The organism is Streptomyces sp. NPDC005303, from assembly GCF_040607335.1.
In the GTDB taxonomy this organism is placed as follows: Bacteria; Actinomycetota; Actinomycetes; order Streptomycetales; family Streptomycetaceae; genus Streptomyces.
In genome coordinates, this window is the sequence record NZ_JBEXGM010000008.1 from 1 (window position 1) to 17,176 (window position 17,176).

General features: G+C 71.6%; 17 protein-coding genes. 10 read left to right on the plus strand and 7 right to left on the minus strand.

What is annotated here, in order from left to right:
• Positions 1-159: 159 nt before the first annotated feature.
• Both ABZT93_RS14255 and ABZT93_RS14260 read left to right on the plus strand, forming a co-directional pair.
• Positions 160-1,185 carry an ATP-binding cassette domain-containing protein gene (locus tag ABZT93_RS14255; protein ID WP_356103595.1) on the plus strand — a complete coding sequence of 342 codons (1,026 nt, stop codon included), beginning with the start codon at positions 160-162 and terminating at the stop codon, positions 1,183-1,185.
• Complete coding sequence (locus ABZT93_RS14260) at positions 1,182-2,003, plus strand: ABC transporter permease (RefSeq protein WP_356103598.1); 822 nt, start codon at positions 1,182-1,184, stop codon at positions 2,001-2,003. The genes ABZT93_RS14255 and ABZT93_RS14260 overlap by 4 nt, the downstream gene beginning before the upstream one ends.
• Positions 2,004-2,033: 30 nt before the next feature.
• On the opposite strand, the gene ABZT93_RS14265 is transcribed toward ABZT93_RS14260, so the two are convergent.
• Together ABZT93_RS14265 and ABZT93_RS14270 are read right to left on the minus strand one after the other, a co-directional pair.
• Positions 2,034-5,393: a BTAD domain-containing putative transcriptional regulator gene (locus tag ABZT93_RS14265; protein ID WP_356103601.1), complete on the minus strand. Its 3,360-nt coding sequence runs from the start codon at positions 5,391-5,393 to the stop codon at positions 2,034-2,036.
• Between the two features lie 119 nt (positions 5,394-5,512).
• Entirely contained in the window at positions 5,513-6,136 is a 624-nt protein-coding gene (locus ABZT93_RS14270) for a DUF6578 domain-containing protein (RefSeq protein WP_356103604.1), read from the minus strand.
• A 105-nt stretch (positions 6,137-6,241) separates the two neighbouring features.
• Between ABZT93_RS14270 and ABZT93_RS14275 the strand changes: the two genes are divergently transcribed.
• Positions 6,242-7,012 (plus strand): site-2 protease family protein, encoded by a 771-nt coding sequence (locus tag ABZT93_RS14275; RefSeq protein WP_356103607.1) that lies wholly within the window; start codon positions 6,242-6,244, stop codon positions 7,010-7,012.
• Here ABZT93_RS14275 and ABZT93_RS14280 read toward each other — a convergent pair.
• On the minus strand, positions 6,994-7,230 hold the full coding sequence (locus ABZT93_RS14280) for a hypothetical protein (protein WP_356103609.1): 237 nt from the start codon (positions 7,228-7,230) through the stop codon (positions 6,994-6,996). The two genes, ABZT93_RS14275 and ABZT93_RS14280, sit on opposite strands and share 19 nt — an antisense overlap.
• A 4-nt stretch (positions 7,231-7,234) precedes the next feature.
• Positions 7,235-7,942, minus strand: a complete 708-nt coding sequence (npdG, locus tag ABZT93_RS14285) for an NADPH-dependent F420 reductase (protein WP_356103612.1) — start codon at positions 7,940-7,942, stop codon at positions 7,235-7,237.
• A gap of 166 nt (positions 7,943-8,108) precedes the next feature.
• On the opposite strand from npdG, the gene ABZT93_RS14290 reads away from it, so the two are divergent.
• Both ABZT93_RS14290 and ABZT93_RS14295 read left to right on the plus strand, forming a co-directional pair.
• The gene (locus tag ABZT93_RS14290; protein WP_356103615.1) at positions 8,109-8,711 is read left to right on the plus strand and encodes a hypothetical protein; all 603 of its coding nucleotides are present in this window, start codon (positions 8,109-8,111) and stop codon (positions 8,709-8,711) included.
• Positions 8,712-8,761: 50 nt separating this feature from the next.
• Entirely contained in the window at positions 8,762-10,060 is a 1,299-nt protein-coding gene (locus ABZT93_RS14295; RefSeq protein ID WP_356103618.1) for an MFS transporter, read from the plus strand.
• Here ABZT93_RS14295 and ABZT93_RS14300 read toward each other — a convergent pair whose 3' ends face one another.
• Positions 10,061-10,291, minus strand: coding sequence for a hypothetical protein (locus ABZT93_RS14300; protein WP_356103620.1), 231 nt, complete (start codon positions 10,289-10,291; stop codon positions 10,061-10,063).
• 58 nt (positions 10,292-10,349) lie between these two features.
• On the opposite strand from ABZT93_RS14300, the gene map reads away from it, so the two are divergent.
• Complete coding sequence (gene map, locus ABZT93_RS14305) at positions 10,350-11,207, plus strand: type I methionyl aminopeptidase (RefSeq protein WP_356103622.1); 858 nt, start codon at positions 10,350-10,352, stop codon at positions 11,205-11,207.
• A 12-nt stretch (positions 11,208-11,219) separates the two neighbouring features.
• On the opposite strand, the gene ABZT93_RS14310 is transcribed toward map, so the two are convergent.
• Complete coding sequence (locus tag ABZT93_RS14310; protein WP_356103624.1) at positions 11,220-11,864, minus strand: PhzF family phenazine biosynthesis protein; 645 nt, start codon at positions 11,862-11,864, stop codon at positions 11,220-11,222.
• A 212-nt stretch (positions 11,865-12,076) separates the two neighbouring features.
• Between ABZT93_RS14310 and efeO the strand changes: the two genes are divergently transcribed.
• Genes efeO through ABZT93_RS14330 form a run of 4 tightly spaced genes read left to right on the plus strand, consistent with a single transcriptional unit; the run spans position 12,077 to position 16,314 of the window.
• Positions 12,077-13,222 (plus strand): iron uptake system protein EfeO, encoded by a 1,146-nt coding sequence (gene efeO / locus ABZT93_RS14315; protein WP_356103626.1) that lies wholly within the window; start codon positions 12,077-12,079, stop codon positions 13,220-13,222.
• Between the two features lie 10 nt (positions 13,223-13,232).
• The gene (gene efeB, locus ABZT93_RS14320) at positions 13,233-14,480 is read left to right on the plus strand and encodes an iron uptake transporter deferrochelatase/peroxidase subunit (RefSeq protein WP_356103628.1); all 1,248 of its coding nucleotides are present in this window, start codon (positions 13,233-13,235) and stop codon (positions 14,478-14,480) included.
• 3 nt (positions 14,481-14,483) lie between these two features.
• Positions 14,484-15,356 (plus strand): iron uptake transporter permease EfeU, encoded by an 873-nt coding sequence (gene efeU, locus ABZT93_RS14325; RefSeq protein ID WP_356103630.1) that lies wholly within the window; start codon positions 14,484-14,486, stop codon positions 15,354-15,356.
• On the plus strand, positions 15,316-16,314 hold the full coding sequence (locus ABZT93_RS14330; protein WP_356103632.1) for a hypothetical protein: 999 nt from the start codon (positions 15,316-15,318) through the stop codon (positions 16,312-16,314). Before efeU ends, ABZT93_RS14330 begins: the two co-directional genes overlap by 41 nt.
• An 18-nt stretch (positions 16,315-16,332) precedes the next feature.
• Here the strand turns inward: ABZT93_RS14330 and ABZT93_RS14335 are convergent, their stop codons facing one another.
• Positions 16,333-17,070 carry a bifunctional DNA primase/polymerase gene (locus ABZT93_RS14335; protein ID WP_356103634.1) on the minus strand — a complete coding sequence of 246 codons (738 nt, stop codon included), beginning with the start codon at positions 17,068-17,070 and terminating at the stop codon, positions 16,333-16,335.
• Between the last annotated feature and the right edge of the window lie 106 nt (positions 17,071-17,176).

Sequence of the window (17,176 nt, forward strand, 5' to 3'; positions counted from 1 at the left end):
GCCTCCGGGGTGGCTCGGGCGCTCGGGTGTGCCATCAGAGTGGGGGGCGGGGCGGGGCCCCCCGGCCCCCCCCCCCCTCTTTTGCTCTGTCGGCGACCTGTAGGCCCGTGTAGGCGGCCTGTCGGTGGTTTGTCGGTGGGGGCTGGCACTGTCCTCGGTATGACGCGAATCGACAAGAACCCCCAGAGCGGGGACTCCGCCGTTTCCGTGCGGGGGCTGGTCAAGCACTACGGCGAGACCAAGGCGCTGGACGGCGTCGACCTGGACGTGCGCGAGGGCACCGTGATGGGTGTGCTCGGGCCGAACGGCGCCGGTAAGACCACCCTCGTACGCATTCTCTCCACCCTCATCACCCCGGACGCCGGGCAGGCCACCGTCGCCGGTTACGACGCGGTGCGCCAGCCCCGTCAGCTGCGGCGGGTCATCGGGCTCACCGGGCAGTACGCCTCGGTGGACGAGAAGCTGCCGGGCTGGGAGAACCTGTACATGATCGGGCGGCTGCTCGACCTGCCCCGCAAGGAGGCCCGCACCCGGGCCGACGAGCTGCTGGAGCGGTTCTCGCTCACGGACGCGGCGAAGCGGCCGGCGAGCACCTACTCGGGCGGTATGCGGAGGCGCCTCGACCTCGCCGCCTCGATGATCGGGCGCCCCCAGGTGCTGTTCCTGGACGAGCCCACCACCGGTCTCGACCCGCGCACCCGCAACGAGGTGTGGGACGAGGTCAAGCGGATGGTCGGGGACGGCGTGACCGTCCTGCTGACCACCCAGTACATGGAGGAGGCCGAGCAGCTCGCCTCCGAGCTGACCGTCGTGGATCACGGCAAGGTCATCGCCGACGGCGCCATCGAGGAGCTCAAGGCGAAGGTCGGCGGACGCACACTGCGGGTACGGCCCCTGGATCCGCAGCAGTTGCAGCCGCTCGCCGGGTGGATCGACGAGCTCGGCATCACCGGGCTGGCCACCTCCACCGTGGACTCCGAGAGCGGCGCCCTCATCGTCCCGATCCTCAGTGACGAGCAGCTGACCGCCGTGGTCGGCGCGGTCACCGCGCGTGGCATCACGCTCTCCTCCATCACCACCGAACTGCCCAGCCTGGACGAGGTGTTCCTGTCGCTCACCGGCCACCGCGCCAGTGCCCCGCAGGACACCGTCCCCACCGACACTCGCGAGGAGGTCGCCGTATGAGCGCCGCAACCGCAACCGCCACCACCGTCGACGCCGACGCCCGGATCCCCCTGCGCGGGCACCTCCGGCACACCGGCGCCCTCGTCCGCCGCAACCTGCTGTGGATCCGCCAGGACCCGGAGTCGATGTTCGACGCCCTGCTGATGCCGGTCGTCTTCACCCTGCTGTTCGTCTTCGTCTTCGGCGGTTCGATCGGGCAGGCCCTGGGCGGTGGACAGGACGGATACGTCCAGTACGTCATCCCGGGCATGATCGCGATGATGAGCATGACCCTGTCCCAGGGCGTCGGCACCGGCTTCAGCCAGGACTTCAACTCCGGTGTCATGGACCGCTTCCGGTCCCTGCCCATCGGGCGCGGCTCGGTGCTGTTCGCAAAGATCTCCGTGGAACTGCTGCGGATGCTGTTCGCGACCACCGTGCTGATGATCGTCGCCGTCCTGGTCGGCTTCGACATCAACCACTGGGGCGGTCTGTTCGCGGCGGTCGGTCTGTCCGCCGTGTTCGCCTCCTCGATCATGTGGGTGTTCCTCACCCTGGGCGTGGTCCTGAAGAACGCGCAGTCCGTGCAGGCGATGGGCTTCCTGGTGCTGTTCCCGCTCCAGTTCGGCTCGTCGATCTTCGCGCCGACGAACTCCATGCCGGGCTGGCTCCAGCACTTCACCGACTACAACCCGCTGTCCACGCTCGCCGACGCGGCCCGCGGGCTGATGGTGGGCGGCCCGGTCGCGCACGACCTGTGGGTGACGCTCGGCTGGTCGGCGGCGATCACGGCGGTGGCGGCACCGTACGCCATCCACAAGTTCCGTACGAAGAACTGACCGGCCCGGCCTCCCAGGCGTCGGTGCGCGTCACACCAGGGCGGCGGCCTCCTCCGGGGAGAGGCCGTCGCCCTCCGCGTACGCCGACTCGTAGATCGCGTCACCGAGCACCGCGCGCAGCTCCCGCTCGGCCCGGTCGCGCACGGCGCGCTCGATGGTCGTCGGGGCGTGGCCGGGAGGCAGCAGCGCGTCGCCGACCCGGAGGCAGCGGGCGCCGTCACGGGCGCGGGCGCCGCCGTCGGCGCAGGCGAGTGCGAGGCCGGCGGTGTGCAGGTACATGGTGCGCATGTGCGGGGCGATGGTCAGGGCCAGTGGGTCCTCGGACTTCTCCAGCGCCCGGCGGGTCAGCCTCAGACACTCCTCGTAGCAGCCGTCCAGGGCCTCCAGCCAGGCCTCCGAGCCGAGGATGAAGGCGTCGAAGATGACGAAGTGGGCGATGCCGAACTGCTGGCGCAGCAACCGGAGTTGCTCGCGCGCCTCGGGGATGCGGCCGGTCAGGCCGAGCCAGCCCGCGAGGAACATCCGGGAGGCCGGCATCGCCTCGTTGCGGGCCCCGTCCTGGTCGGCGATCACCCCGCGCAGCAGGAGCTCACCGCGTTCGGCCTCCCCCGTCTCCAGCAGCGCGCTGCCGAGGCGGGCGTTGAGCACGGACCTCTGGGCGCGGGCACCGAGTTGTTCGGCGCGCTCGATCGCCCTCTCGTAGTCCTCGGCGGCGGCACGCCACTTGCCCTTGCGCTCATGGGCCTCGGCACGCGCGGAGAGCGCCTCCGCGGTGCCCCACACATCGCCGAGCCGCTCGTAGATCTCCAGCGCCTCCTCGGCGTCCTGGATGGCGTCTCCGGCCCAGTCGGAGCGGTTGGCGAGCAGGTTGGCCCGCCACTGGAGGGCGGCGGCCAGCTCCCACTCGTAGCCCGGCGTGGCCCGGCAGGTGTCGACGGTCGCCTTGATGACGTCCCGCAGCCGGTCCATGTCCCCGGTGAGCATGATGGCGAAGAACCACAGGGAGCCCGGCATCCGGCAGGTCTGCGCCATGCCGGGCTGGTAGGTGGCGGCGATGGACCGCAGCTTCGCCTGCGCGTGCTGGTTCTGCCAGGCGTCCAACTCGGTGTCCATGCAGGCGAGATGGACGAGGTGGGCGCCGCGCCGGGCCTCTTCCAGAACCTCGCCGGTCCACGGCGGCGGAGTGTCCGTGCAGCGCTCCCACACCGGCGCGGCGGGGCGGACCGGCTCGGTGAAGGGGTCGGGGCCGAGGCCCTGGACCTCGCGGGACCAGTTACGGGCCTCGATGCGCAGGTCGCGCATCTGCCAGTACCAGGCAAGCGACAGCACCAGACACAGCCCTTCCTGCTCGTCGCGGTAGGCGACGGCGCGGCGCAGGGCGGAGCGGAGGTTCTCGTACTCGCGCTCCAGGCGCTCGATGGCGGCGAGCTGGCCGGGACCGCGAAGCAAAGGGTCGGTGGTACGGGCGAGTTCGCGGTAGTACGTCAGATGCGCGCGCTCGGCGTCGGTGCGTGCGCCGTCCGTCTCGTCGAGGCGCTCACCGGCGTACTCACCGACCGTCTCCAGGAGCCGGTAGCGCATCTCACCGTCTCCCGAAGGGGCCGCCACCACAAGGGACTTGTCGACGAGCGAACCGAGCGCGTCCAGCGCGGCCGGGCCGCACACGGCCTCGGCCGCGGCCAGGTCGCAACCGCCGGCGAACACCGAGAGCCGCCGCAGGACGTCCCGTTCCTCCTCGTCGAGCAGGTCCCAGGACCAGTCGACGACGGCCCGCAGGGTCTGCTGGCGGGGCAGCACGGTACGGCTGCCGGAGGTGAGCAGCCGGAAACGGTCGTCGAGCCGGTCCGCGATCTGACGTGGGGTCAGCATCCGTAGCCGGGCGGCGGCGAGCTCGATACCGAGGGGCAGACCGTCCAGGCGCCGGCAGATCTCGGCGCAGGCCGCCGCGGTCTCCTGGTCGGCGTCGACCCGGAATCCGGGCCGGGCCGCGGCCCCCCGGTCGGCGAGCAGCCGCAGCGCGACCGGCTCGGGCAGGGGTTCCACAGGGCGCAGCAACTCCCCGGGTATGCCGAGGGGTTCACGGCTGGTGGCCAGCACGGTCAGCCCCGGACAGCGCTCCAGGAGCGTTTCCGCCAGCCGCGCGGCCGCGTCGACGACATGCTCGCAGTTGTCGAGGATCAGCAGCATGCTGCGCCGGCCGCAGTGCTCCGCGAGCCGCTCGACGGGGTCGTCGAGCCGCTCGCTGCCTGCCACGCGCATCGCCTCGGCACCGGCGCCGTACAGCACGGTCTCGCGGGCGCCGACGGCGGTGAGCACGGCCTCGGGCACGGCGTCGGGGTCGTCGACCGGCGCGAGCTCGGCCAGCCACACGCCGTCCCGCACCGCCTCTCCCACGGCCTCGGCGGCCTCCTGCGAGAGCCGGGTCTTCCCGGCCCCGCCCGGCCCGAGCAGCGTGACCAGCCTGGCGGTCGTGAGGTCGCCCCGGATGGCATCGATGTCGGCCTCCCGGCCGACGAAGGAGGTGAGACGGGCACGGAGGTTGCCGGAGGGAGGGGCGGGGGCGGCGGTCGGAGGGGCGGGGGCGGCAGCGGATCCGCTCGCCCCGTTCCTCCCGAGGGCCACGGCGGGCACCCGGCCGCCCGGAGCGCCCGCAGCGGATGGCTCCGGCCGCAGCAACTCGCCGTGCAGTGCCCGCAGTTCGGCCCCCGGGTCCGCACCCAGCCGGTCCGCGAGCAGCTGTCGTACGGACTCGTACGCGGCCAGTGCCTCGGCCGTGCGGCCCGTGTCGCGCAGGGCACGCAGGCGGAGGCACTGGAGGGGTTCGTCCAAGGGGTGGGTGTCGCAGAGGGCGGTCAGTTCGGGCAGGGACTGGTCGGCGTGGCCGAGGGCGAGCGCGGCGGTGTGCCGGGCGCGCAGGGCGTCCAGCCGGCGGGCCTGTGCGCGGGCGGCCTCGGCCGTACGGTCGGGAAGGTCGGCCAGGGCCGGGCCCCGCCACAGGGCGAGGGCGTCGTCCAGGAGCACGGCCGCCTTGGCGGGGTCGCCGTCGGTCAGCGCCCGCATGCCGTCACCGGCGAGCCGCTCGAATCGGTGCAGGTCGATGTCTTCCGGCGCGGCGGTCAGCCGGTAGCCGCCGTCCACGGAAGCCACGGCGTCCGGGCCGAGCGCCCGCCGCAGCCGCCCCACCAGCGCCTGCACCGCGCCCGTCGCGTCGGCGGGCGGGTCGCCGTCCCACACCTCGTCCACCAGGAGGCTCACCGGCACGGTACGGCCGGGCCGCAGCGCGAGAACGGTCAGCAGCGCGCGCAGGCGCGTCCCGCCGACCGGGACGGTCGTACCGTCGGAGCGGAGTGCTTGCGTGGTGCCGAGGATGCGATAGCGCACGGGGTCCATTGTCTCTGCTGGGGTCGGGGCCGGTCACGGGGTTCCGCTCGCGGGGTGTCGGCGGATCGGTCGCCGTGGGATCGTCGCAGTCAGCGCCGGCCGGAAGCTCCCGCCCCACCGCCCCGGGGTCAGGCCTTGCTCAGCCCCGCCAGCAGCTTGGCCAGTGCTTCGGACGGAAGGCCCGCCGTCTCCGTACCGGGCGGTGAGCCGGGCGGGATGTTCCGGGTCCTGCGGACGGCGTGCGACAGCTTCGAGTCCGTGTCCGGAACCTCCAGGGTGACCACGAGCCCCGCCTCGGACCGCGCGCCTCCGCCGCCGGCGAACCACTTGGGGCTCGTGTCCACCGACCGCAGCGACCGGCGCCCCGGCACCGGCTCCCAGGTCCTCGAACCCGGCTCCGTCTCGCCGTACTCCTGTGTCACGACCTGCACGCACCGCACCCGGCCCCGGACCTCGGGCAGTCGCCCCCCGTGCGTCTCGACCGTGAGCAGCCCGACAAGTGGAGCGGAGCCGCCCGGTGCCGCCGCGCTCTCCCCGACTCCGACGACCAGGCCGTTCCTGTCCCGAAGCACCCGCCCGGCACCCTGTTCCACCGGCCCGACGAGCTCGGTGAGCTGATCCCGCCAGCCGCCCCCGAGGACGTCGGCGGCGGCATGGCACAGCAGCGGCCAGCCCACCTCCTCCCCCACCGAGAACGGCGTACCGCAACACTCCATCTGCCAGTCCGCGTAGAACACGTGCCACAGCCCCATGTCCCCAGCCTTCCACGGAACCCCCGCCCCGCCCCAAGACGTTTTCACCTGTGCCCGGTACCGTCGGGCAGTCCCACCGCGTGCATGTCCAGTCCAGGGAGCCCCATGACCACCGCCACCACCCGCCACAGCGACCGGCGGATCAGCCCGGTCTTCATCGGGATCGTCGCCGTGACGGCGGTGACGGGCTGGGCCACCTGGACCGGCTTCGCCGAGAAGCCCGGTGTCGCCGTGTTCCTGTTCGTGACCGGCGCCTGGGTCGTGTCCCTGTGTCTGCACGAGTACGCCCACGCCCGCACCGCCCTGCACAGCGGCGACATCACGATCGGCGCCAAGGGCTACCTCACGCTGAATCCTCTGAAATACACGCATGCCCTGCTCAGCATCGTGCTCCCCGTCATCTTCGTGATCATGGGCGGCATCGGTCTTCCCGGCGGCGCGGTCTTCATCGAGCGCGACCGGATCCGGGGCCGCTGGCGGCACAGCCTGATCTCGGCGGCGGGCCCCCTCACGAACGTCCTGTTCGCGATCGCCTGCACGGCCCCGTTCTGGCTGGACGCCCTCGACGGCGTACCACTGGAGTTCCGCTTCGCGCTGGCCTTTCTCGCCCTGCTCCAGGTCTCGGCCGCGATCCTGAACTTCCTGCCGGTCCCGGGCCTGGACGGCTACGGCGTCATCGAGCCGTGGCTCTCGCACGGCGTCAAGCGCCAGATCGAGCCCTTCGCGCCCTTCGGCCTGCTGTTCGTGTTCGCGCTGCTGTGGGTGCCGCAGGTCAACAGCGTGTTCTTCGACCTGGTCGACGCGGTCCTGCGCGGACTCCAGGTCGACCCCGGTGAGGCCTCGTTCGGCTGGAGCCTCTACCGCTTCTGGACCTGAGCGGCCCTGCCCCGCTTGAGGTAGTACCAGCACATGTTGGACGAGAGCCCCGCCAGCAGCACCCACACGATCCCCAGCCAGCTGCCCTGCGTGAAGGAGACGACGGCCGCCGCGACGGCGAGGAGGCAGACGGCGAGGGCGTAGAGGGCGAGGCGGGGCATGTCGTCGGGCTCCTGTCGGGGGGACACGGCTGCGTTACGCGGTCCAGTGTCCCCCATCGCCTCAGACGTCCGTGACCCGCAGCCCCGCGTGCGCCTTGTACCGCCGGTTGACCGAGATCAGGTTGGCGACCAGCGACTCCACCTGGTGGGCGTTGCGCAGCCGGCCCGCGAAGATGCCGCGCATGCCGGGGATACGGCCGGCCAGCGCCTGCACGATCTCCACGTCGGCCCGCTCCTCACCGAGCACCATGACGTCGGTGTCGATCTCCTCGACCTCCGGGTCCTGGAGCAGCACGGCCGACAGATGGTGGAAGGCGGCGGTGACCCGCGAGTCCGGCAGCAACGAAGCGGCCTGCTCGGCGGCACTGCCCTCCTCCGGCTTCAGCGCGTAGGCGCCCTTCTTGTCGAAGCCGAGCGGATTGACGCAGTCGACGACGAGCTTGCCGACGAGTTCCTCGCGCAGCGACTCCAGGGTCTTGCCGTGGCCGTCCCAGGGCACGGCGACGATCACGATGTCGCTGCGGCGCGCGGTCTCGGCGTTGTCGGCACCCTCGACACCGTGCCCGAGTTCACCGGCGGCGGCCTGGGCGCGGTCGGCGGCACGTGAGCCGATGATCACCTTCTGTCCGGCGCGGGCCAGCCGGTAGGCGAGGCCCTTGCCCTGCGGCCCGGTCCCGCCGAGCACGCCGACGACGAGCCCGGAGACGTCGGGAAGGTCCCAGGGGTCCTTGGCGGGAGCCTTCTGTGCAGCACTGTCGGTAGAGGTCATGGGCCCGACTTTACGTCCGCCCCGCTCGCCCCGGCCGGTCGGGTGAGCCGCGTCACGGGCACCCGCCCGAGGCGATCCGTCGTTCTCCGTGTCTCGCTGCCCGGTTCGGGCGAATCCGGGGTGAACCGCGGGTCACGGACGTCCGCTTGCGGCAGGATGCGGCCCCATGGACGCCGTACGGGTCGCGCTGCTGCGTGAGGTGCTCGCCGGGACCGAGTGGCTGGGAGCCACGCGACGCTTCGCGTGCGTGCTGCGCGGCTCGGTGGTCTCGCACGGCGGCGGACTGCTCCTGGTCGGCACGCCGGAGTACGAACCGTGGCATCTGGCGGCCCACCTGGTCGACGAGGCCGCCTGGTCGGGCACCCCGGAGCTAGCCCCCACTCTCGTACGCCATGACGCGCGCCCTTCCGACCCCCCGCATCTGTCGGTCGGGCCGGGGCGGCTCGCGGCGGCCCGGCGCGGCGAGACCCTGCTGGTGGTGTCCCCGAACCGGGCGGGCGCCCCGCTGCTGGAGCAGGTCCACGACGCCCGGCGGGCCGGTGCGACGGTCCTCTCCCTCGGTCCCGGTGAGGGTGAACTCGCCGCGATGGCCCACGAGTCGCTGGCCGTGCCGGAGGGCACGGACCTCGATCTGGACACCGTGCAGCACCTGGTGAGCGCGGCGGCCGGGGAGAACGCCGTCCCCACGCCCCGGGGCCGACGGCGGTTCCGGGACCGGCTGTCGAGACTGGCCGACCAGCTGACGGCACCGCCTCCGGCGCGCTGGTAGCCGCGAAAAGCGGTTGCCGACCGGGACGCCGCCCCGGACCATGACGGGTCGTGACCGACGACGCCCCTGGACCCCGTTCCGGCCTGCGCGCGATGCTTCCCGACCTCGCCCCCTGGCGGGCCTCCCGGGACTTCCGGCGGCTGTGGTACTCGGGGCTGATCTCGAACTTCGGCAGCTTCCTGACCTTCGTGGCGCTGCCGGTGCAGCTGAAGGACCTGACCCGGTCCGCGGCGGCGGTGGGCGCGATCGGGGCCGTGGAGTTGATCCCCCTCCTCGTCTTCGGTCTGTACGGCGGCGCGCTCGCGGACGCCTGGGACAAGCGGAAGCTGATCGTGTGGACCGAGGTGGGGATGGGCCTGCTCAGCGCGGCCCTGCTGCTCAACGCGCTGCTCCCGCACCCCGCCGTCTGGCCGCTGTATGTCGTCGCCGCCCTGTCCTCCGCCCTGGTCTCGGTGCAGCGCCCGGCGCTGGATTCCCTCTGGCCCCGGATCGTGGCCCACGACCACCTCCCGGCGGCGGGCTCGCTGAACTCCTTCCGCTGGACGGTCGGCGGGGTCGCGGGCCCGGCGCTGGCGGGCGTGGTGGTGGCCTACGCGGGCCTCGGCTGGGCGTACGGCGCGGACCTGCTGACGTTCGTCGTCTCGGTCGCGCTGGTCGTACGGATCGCCGCCGCCCCCGCCTCCCACGAAGCGGCGAAACCCTCCCTGAAGGCCATCGCGGAGGGCGCGAGGTACGCCTGGAGCCGCAAGGAACTCCTCGGCACCTACGCCGTCGATCTCGCCGCGATGTTCCTGGCGATGCCGCTGGCCCTGCTGCCGTTCCTGGCGGACGAACTGGACGCGCAGTGGTCGCTGGGCCTGATGTACGCGAGCGTCCCGTTCGGCGCCCTGCTGGTGAGCCTGGTCAGCGGCTGGACCGCGCGGATCCGTCGGCACGGGCGGATGGTGGTGCTGTCGGCAGCCCTGTGGGGCCTGGCGATCGCGGCGGCCGGAGTGATGGACGACGTATGGCTGGTGCTGCTGTTCCTGACCGTGGCCGGCGGCTGCGACATGGTCAGCGGGATCTTCCGGGGGATCATGTGGAACCAGACGATCCCGGACGAGCTGCGCGGGCGGCTGGCCGGGATCGAACTGCTGTCGTACTCGGTGGGCCCGACCGTCGGCCAGGTCAGGGCCGGTGGTTTCGCCGCGTGGTGGGGCGTGCGGACGTCGGTCTGGTCGGGCGGGGTGCTGTGCGCGGGGGCGGTGGGGCTGCTGGCCCTGTGCCTGCCGAAGCTGATGTCCTACGACGCCCGGACGGACGAGCACGCGGCACACGTGCGGGAGCAGCGAGCCGCCGCCCGGGTGTGATCAGTCGTCCTCGCGGCCCCCCGCCGGGGCGTCGTGCCACTTCGGGTCGTTCTCCCACTCGAGGTTGCGCTCGCGGGCCGTCTCCATCGCCTGCTCCGCTTCCTTTCGGCTCGCGTACGGCCCGAAGCGGTCCTTGGCCGGGCACTCGGGCCCTTCCTCGACCTTCTTGTGCTCCAGGCAGTAGTACCACTCGCCCGGCTTGCCGACCGTACGCTTCTTGAACAAGGACATGACCTGCTCCTCTCGCCATCGACATGTTCCCCCATCGCCGCTGGATAGACTCGTCCCCATGTCTGGCCAGTCGCTGCTCGTGCCCGGGGAACTGTCCCCCACCCGTTCCGTGCCCGGAAACATCCGTCGCCCCGAGTACGTCGGCAAGCCCGCGCCGACGCCGTACACGGGTCCGGAGGTGCAGACCCCGGAGACCGTAGAGGCGATGCGGATCGCCGGCCGTATCGCGGCCCGGGCGATGGCGGAGGCCGCGAAGCTGATCGCGCCCGGGGTGACCACCGACGAACTGGACAAGGTGGCGCACGAGTACATGTGCGACCACGGCGCCTACCCGTCGACGCTCGGCTACCGGGGTTTCCCCAAGTCCCTGTGCACGAGCCTCAACGAGGTGATCTGCCACGGCATTCCGGACTCCACCGTGCTCCGGGACGGCGACATCATCAACCTCGACGTGACGGCCTACATCGGCGGGGTGCACGGCGACAACAACGCCACGTACCTGGTGGGTGACGTCGACGAGGAGAGCCGGCTGCTGGTCGAGCGGACCCGGGAGTCGCTGGCCCGCGCGATCAAGGCGGTCAGGCCGGGGCGTCAGATCAACATCATCGGCCGGGTCATCGAGTCGTACGCCAAGCGCTTCGGGTACGGAGTCGTCCGCGACTTCACGGGCCACGGCATCAACTCCTCCTTCCACAGCGGCCTGATCATCCCGCACTACGACAGCCCGCACGCGACGACGGTCATCCAGCCCGGCATGACGTTCACGATCGAGCCGATGCTGACGCTCGGGACGCACGAGTACGACATGTGGGACGACGGCTGGACGGTCGTCACGAAGGACCGCAAGCGCACGGCCCAGTTCGAGCACACGCTGGTGGTGACGGAGACGGGGGCGGAGATCCTGACGCTGCCGTAGTCGGCGTGGGCCTCAGCGCTCCAGGAAGACCCGTCCGCCCACCTCGACCCAGCCGCCCGGCTGTGGAGCCGTGAGGATCTGGGAGCCGGCGCCCTGGACGATGTTCAGGGCCCGCCCCAGGCTGTCGGTGAGCTGGAGGGCCGCCGCACCGGTGGCCTCGTCCTCCTCGACGCCGTCGCCCCGGCCGGGAAAGCCACGGGCCCGGATCCGCCCGGCGGCCTCGTCCTCCCAGGCCCAGGCGTAGATCCACTCCCCCGGCGGCGGGACGGCGAGATCGTCCACCTCGGCGGCGGTGCCGTACTGCCGGAACGTCCGGGGCGCCGCCCACTCGGCCCGCGCCTCGATCCAGCTGAACTCCCCGTCGAGCCGGGTACCGACGACGCCGGCGGGTGTGACGAGCTCGGGCACGTCGAGCAACCAGGCGGCGCCGACGCACGGGTACCCGGCGAACGCCAGCCGCGCGGAGGGCGTGTAGATGTCGATGACGCCGCGCTCGGGATCGTCGACGAACACGGTCTCGCTGAACCCGAGCTTCGCGGCGAACGCCTGCCGCTCGTCCCGGTCCGGCAGCACGGACCCCTCGCGGACGACGCCCAGCTCGTTGCCGTAGCCGCCGTTCGCCGCGCAGAAGACGCGCAGCACGTCGTAGTCAGTCACGGGGGAATTGAAACATCCGCGGCGAAGCACCATGGAACGGGTGAGGGCGCACGCCCCCCGCGCGGAACCTTTGACCTTCCTTTGACCTTCTCTTGGTGTCTGTTTTGAGCCATCTCGCGGTATCACTCAGGTAAGCCTCAGATAAGTTAGGCTAGCCTCACTTACTTTGTGATGCCCGTCACGTGATGTTTCAGCCAGCACCAGGAGCCCGCATGCGAGCCGCCAGACTGTCCGTCGTCACCGCCACCGCCGTGGCGGCCCTGACCGCCGTCACGGGGTGCACGGAAAAGGGAAGCTCCGGCGACAGCGACCGCGTGATCGACGTGACCGCCACGGACAGCAAGTGCGAGGTCTCCAAGAAGGAGTTCCCGGCCGGCCACGTGGAACTCGCGATAGAGAACAAGGGCTCCAAGGTCACCGAGGTCTACGTCCTGTTCCCGGACGACCGGATCGTCACCGAGCGGGAGAACATCGGCCCGGGCACCAGGCAGAAGGTCACCGCCGAGGTGAAGGCCGGTGCCTACACGATCGCCTGCAAGCCCGGCATGAAGGGCGACGGCATCCGCCAGGAGGTCACTGCCACCGGCGGGACCGCGGCCAAGCGCGACCCGCGCCTCGACGCCGCCGTCGCCGCGTACCGCAAGTACGCGCAGGAGCAGGCCGACGCGACCCTGCCGCTGGCGAAGACCTTCGCCGCCGCGGTCAAGGCCGGGGACCTGGAGGCCGCCAAGAAGGCCTACGCCCCCTCCCGCATCGGCTGGGAGCGCACCGAGCCGGTCGCCGAGTCCTTCGGTGACATCGACCCGAAGGTCGATGTGCGCGCGGACGGCCTGGAGGACGGCCAGAAGTGGACCGGCTGGCACCGCCTGGAGAAGTCCCTCTGGCAGGACAAGAAGATCACCGCCTTGGACAAGACCCTCGCCGACCAGCTGATCACCGACCTCACCGACTGGCAGAACCGGGTCGGCAAGGCGGACATCACCCCGACCTCCATGGCCAACGGCGCCAAGGAACTCCTCGACGAGGTCGCCACCGGCAAGGTCACCGGCGAGGAGGAGCGCTACTCGCACACCGACCTCGTCGACTTCAAGGCCAACGTCGAGGGCGCCGAGAAGTCGTACGAGCTGCTGAAGCCGGTCGCCAAGGAGAACAACGCCGCCCTGGTCACCGAGCTCGACAAGCAGTTCGCGGCGATCGACACGCTGCTGGACAAGTACCGCGCCGACAAGACGTCCTACGACTTCACCTCGTACGACAAGGTCGGCGACGCCGACCGCAAGCAGCTCTCGGACGCTGTGAACGCGCTCGCGGAACCGCTGTCCAAGCTCGCCGCCGCCGTCGTCACCAAGTCCGCCTGAGGCCGGGGCCATGACGGACACGGAGGAAACCACGGCTCCCTCGCGCCGCGCGCTCATCGGCTGGGGCGGGGCCGGGCTCGCGCTCGGTGCCGCCGCGGCCGGCGGCGCCGTCGCGATGACCCGCACCGGGGACGACATCACCCCGACCGCCGCCGACGCGGGTGCCGCCGTGGAGTTCCACGGCACCCACCAGGCCGGCATCGCCACGCCCGTACAGGACCGGCTGCACTTCGCCGCGTTCGACGTGACGACCGAGGACCGCGCCGAGTTCGTGCAGATGCTCAAGGACTGGACGGCCGCGGCCCGCCGGATGACCGCGGGCAAGGCGGTCGGTGAGGGGGCGTACGGCGGTCTCGCCGAGGCCCCGCCGGACGACACCGGGGAGGCGCTCGGGCTCAAGCCGTCGCGGCTGACGCTGACGATCGGCTTCGGGCCGTCCCTCTTCGGGAAGTTCGACCTGGCCGATCAGCGGCCCGAGGCGCTCGTCGACCTCCCCCAGTTCGCCGGGGACAACCTCGACAAGAACCGCAGCGGCGGCGACCTGTGCGTCCAGGCCTGCGCGGACGACCCGCAGGTCGCCGTGCACGCGATCCGCAACCTGGCCCGGATCGGTTTCGGCAAGGTCGTCATCAGATGGTCGCAGCTCGGCTTCGGCAAGACGTCCTCGACCACACCCGACGCGCAGACCCCGCGCAACCTGATGGGCTTCAAGGACGGCACCCGCAACATCGCGGGCACGGAGACCGACCGGTTGAAGAAGTTCGTGTGGGCGGACGGCAAGGACGCGGACTGGATGGCCGGCGGCTCCTACCTCGTCGCCCGCCGCATCCGCATGCACATCGAGACCTGGGACCGCACCTCCCTGCAGGAGCAGGAGGACGTCTTCGGCCGCGACAAGGGCGAGGGCGCCCCGGTCGGCAAGGCGAAGGAGCGCGACAAGCCGTTCCTGCCGGCGATGAAGCCCGACGCGCACGTCCGGCTCGCGCACCCCGACTCCAACGGCGGGGCGACGATCCTGCGCCGCGGCTACTCCTTCACCGACGGCACCGACGGCCTCGGCCGGCTGGACGCGGGGCTGTTCTTCCTGGCGTACATGAAGGACGTCCGCGAGGGCTTCATCCGCATCCAGCGCCATCTGTCCACCGACGCGCTCAACGAGTACATCCAGCACGTGGGTTCGGCGGTCTTCGCCGTCCCGCCCGGCGTCCGTGACACGGACGACTGGTGGGGCAGCACGCTGTTCTCCAAGGAGGCCTGACCCGTGTTCTCCAACTACCTGATCGGTCTGCGCGAGGGACTCGAAGCCAGCCTGGTCGTCTGCATCCTCATCGCCTACCTGGTCAAGACGGGCCGCCGGGACGCCCTGCGGCCCATCTGGATCGGCATCGGCGTCGCGGTCGCGCTCGCCCTCGGCTTCGGGAGCGCGCTCGAATTCGGCTCGCAGGAGCTGACGTTCGAGGCGCAGGAGGCGCTCGGCGGCTCCCTGTCGGTCATCGCGGTCGGCCTGGTGACATGGATGGTCTTCTGGATGCGGCGCACCGCCCGGCACCTGAAGTCCGAGCTGCACGGCAAGTTGGACGCCGCCCTGCAGATGGGCACCGCCGCCCTGGTCGCCACCGCGTTCCTCGCGGTGGGCCGGGAGGGCCTGGAGACCGCCCTGTTCGTGTGGGCGTCGGTGCACGCGGCCGGCGACGGCACCCCGCGCCCGCTGATCGGCGCGGCCCTGGGTATCGCCACGGCGGTCCTCCTGGGCTGGCTGTTCTACCGCGGCGCCCTGCGCATCAACCTGGCCAAGTTCTTCACCTGGACCGGCGGCATGCTGGTCGTCGTGGCCGCGGGCGTGCTGGCGTACGGCTTCCACGACCTCCAGGAGGCGAACTGGCTGCCCGGCCTGACCGACAGGGCCTTCGACATCAGCGACACCATCCCGCCGGACAGCTGGTACGGCACGCTCCTCAAGGGCGTGTTCAACTTCCAGCCGGACCCGACCGTCCTTCAGGTCACGGTGTGGCTGCTGTACTTGATCCCGACGCTCGCACTGTTCCTCGCCCCGGTAGGGTTCGCCTCCGGGAAGGGGAAGGTGAAGGCACCTGATGAGCAGGGATCGCGGCCCTCGAAGGCTCCGCAGGCTTGACCGGAGCGCACTGATAGCAGCCTCTGTGACCGCTTTGTCGTTGACGGCGAGCGGATGCATGGTGGTGCACGGCGAGCGGGAGGTGCTTCCCGCGACCACCAGGGCGGAGGCCGCCAAGGCGCTCCAGCAGTTCACGAACGCGTACAACGCGGCGGACAAGGCGTACGACAGCTCGCTGGACGCCGCCCATGTCACGGGCGCGCTCGGCGCCATCGACGCGGCGCGGCTGAAGGCCGGCAAGGCCAACAGCCCGAGCGGCAACGCCTCGCACACCCCGCTGAAGCTGTCGGACGTGACGTACACCATCCCGAAGAAGGCGGGCTGGCCGCGCTGGTTCGTCGCCGACGCGGCCGGCAACAAGGGCGGCACCGCGCGCTGGCTGCTCGTGTTCACCCGCGACGCCATGGACGAGCCGTTCCAGGTGTCGTATCTGACGCTGGTCGCCGCTGGCAAGGTGCCGGAGTTCAAGAAGGACACGGACGGCTGGGCCGAGGCCATTGCGGTGAACTCGGCCGAACTGGCCGTCCCGCCCGGCGACTTGGGGCAGCAGTACGCGACCTACCTCAAGAGCGGTGGCGAGACCTTCGCGGACGGCGCGTACACCAGCGCCTGGCGGGCGGCGCGTGCGAAGGACGCCAAGCGGCCGGGTCTGGTCACCCAGTACATCGACGAACCGATGACGAGCGGCGACTACGCACCACTGGCCCTGCGGACGGCGGACGGCGGGGCGCTGGTGTTCTTCGCCACGCACCTCTACTCGAAGCTGACGGCCGCCCCGGGCATCTCGATCCCCACCACCGACGACGTGCGGGCCCTGACGACCGGCGAGATCAAGCAGTCCCTGACGATGGAGATCGTCTCCAACTCGGTGGCCCTCGACCCGCCGAAGGGCTCGGGCGACCAGCAGGTCACCGTGCTCGGCCGAATCCAGGGGCTGACATCCGCGAACGGCTCGTAGCGGCCCGGAGGCCGGGCGCTACCGGCGCAGGGGCCAGGCCGCGCTCTCGTGGTCCGGCTCCTCGCCCACATGGCGGGCGCAGGCGTCGGTGAGGACTTCCAGCAGGTTCAGCGGATCGGGCAGCGGGTGTTCGAGGCCGCGCACCCAGTGCACGGTCTGGTCACCGGGCAGCCGGGCGGGCGGTACGAGGACGTAGGAGCCGCGGCAGTGCCAACGCAGGCCGGGATGCTCGTCCGCCGTCTCGGGGTGGCAGTCCAGTTCGCACGGCCACCACTCGTCCTCGTCCTCGGGGGTGCCGCGGGTGAGGGTGAAGAAGAGGAGCCGTCCGTCGTCGCTCTCGGCGACCGGGCCCACATCGATACCGGCTTCCAGGAGCCGCCGCAGGGCCTCCCGTCCGGCCTCCAGGGGCACGTCGAGGACGTCGTGGACCGTGCCGGTCGCGGTGATGAAGTTGGCCTGCGGCTGATGCCGGGCCCAGCGCTCGATCTGCGCGCGGTCGGTGGTCGACTGGGTCTGCCAGGCGAAGGAGACGGGGTGCCGGGCGGGCGTGGGACAGCCGACCCGGTCGCAGGAACAGCGGTATCCGGGGGCGGGGTGCGCGGCGGGCGCGAGCGGGAGTCCCGCTGAGGCGGCGGCCAGCAGCAGGGCCTCACGGCCGCCGTCGTCCCCGGCCGCGGCCTCCTTCGGCCGGCGTCCGCGCAGCCACTGGGAGAGTTTGCCCTGCAGGCCGTTCCGGCCTCCCGACTCCGCGCTCATCTACCACCCTCGCCTCGCTGTCGTGCAAAACAGCATGCCTCATGGTCCCACCTTCCTCTGCTCCGGGGGGCCCTGAGCGGATATGGGAGGTTGGGAACCAATGCCC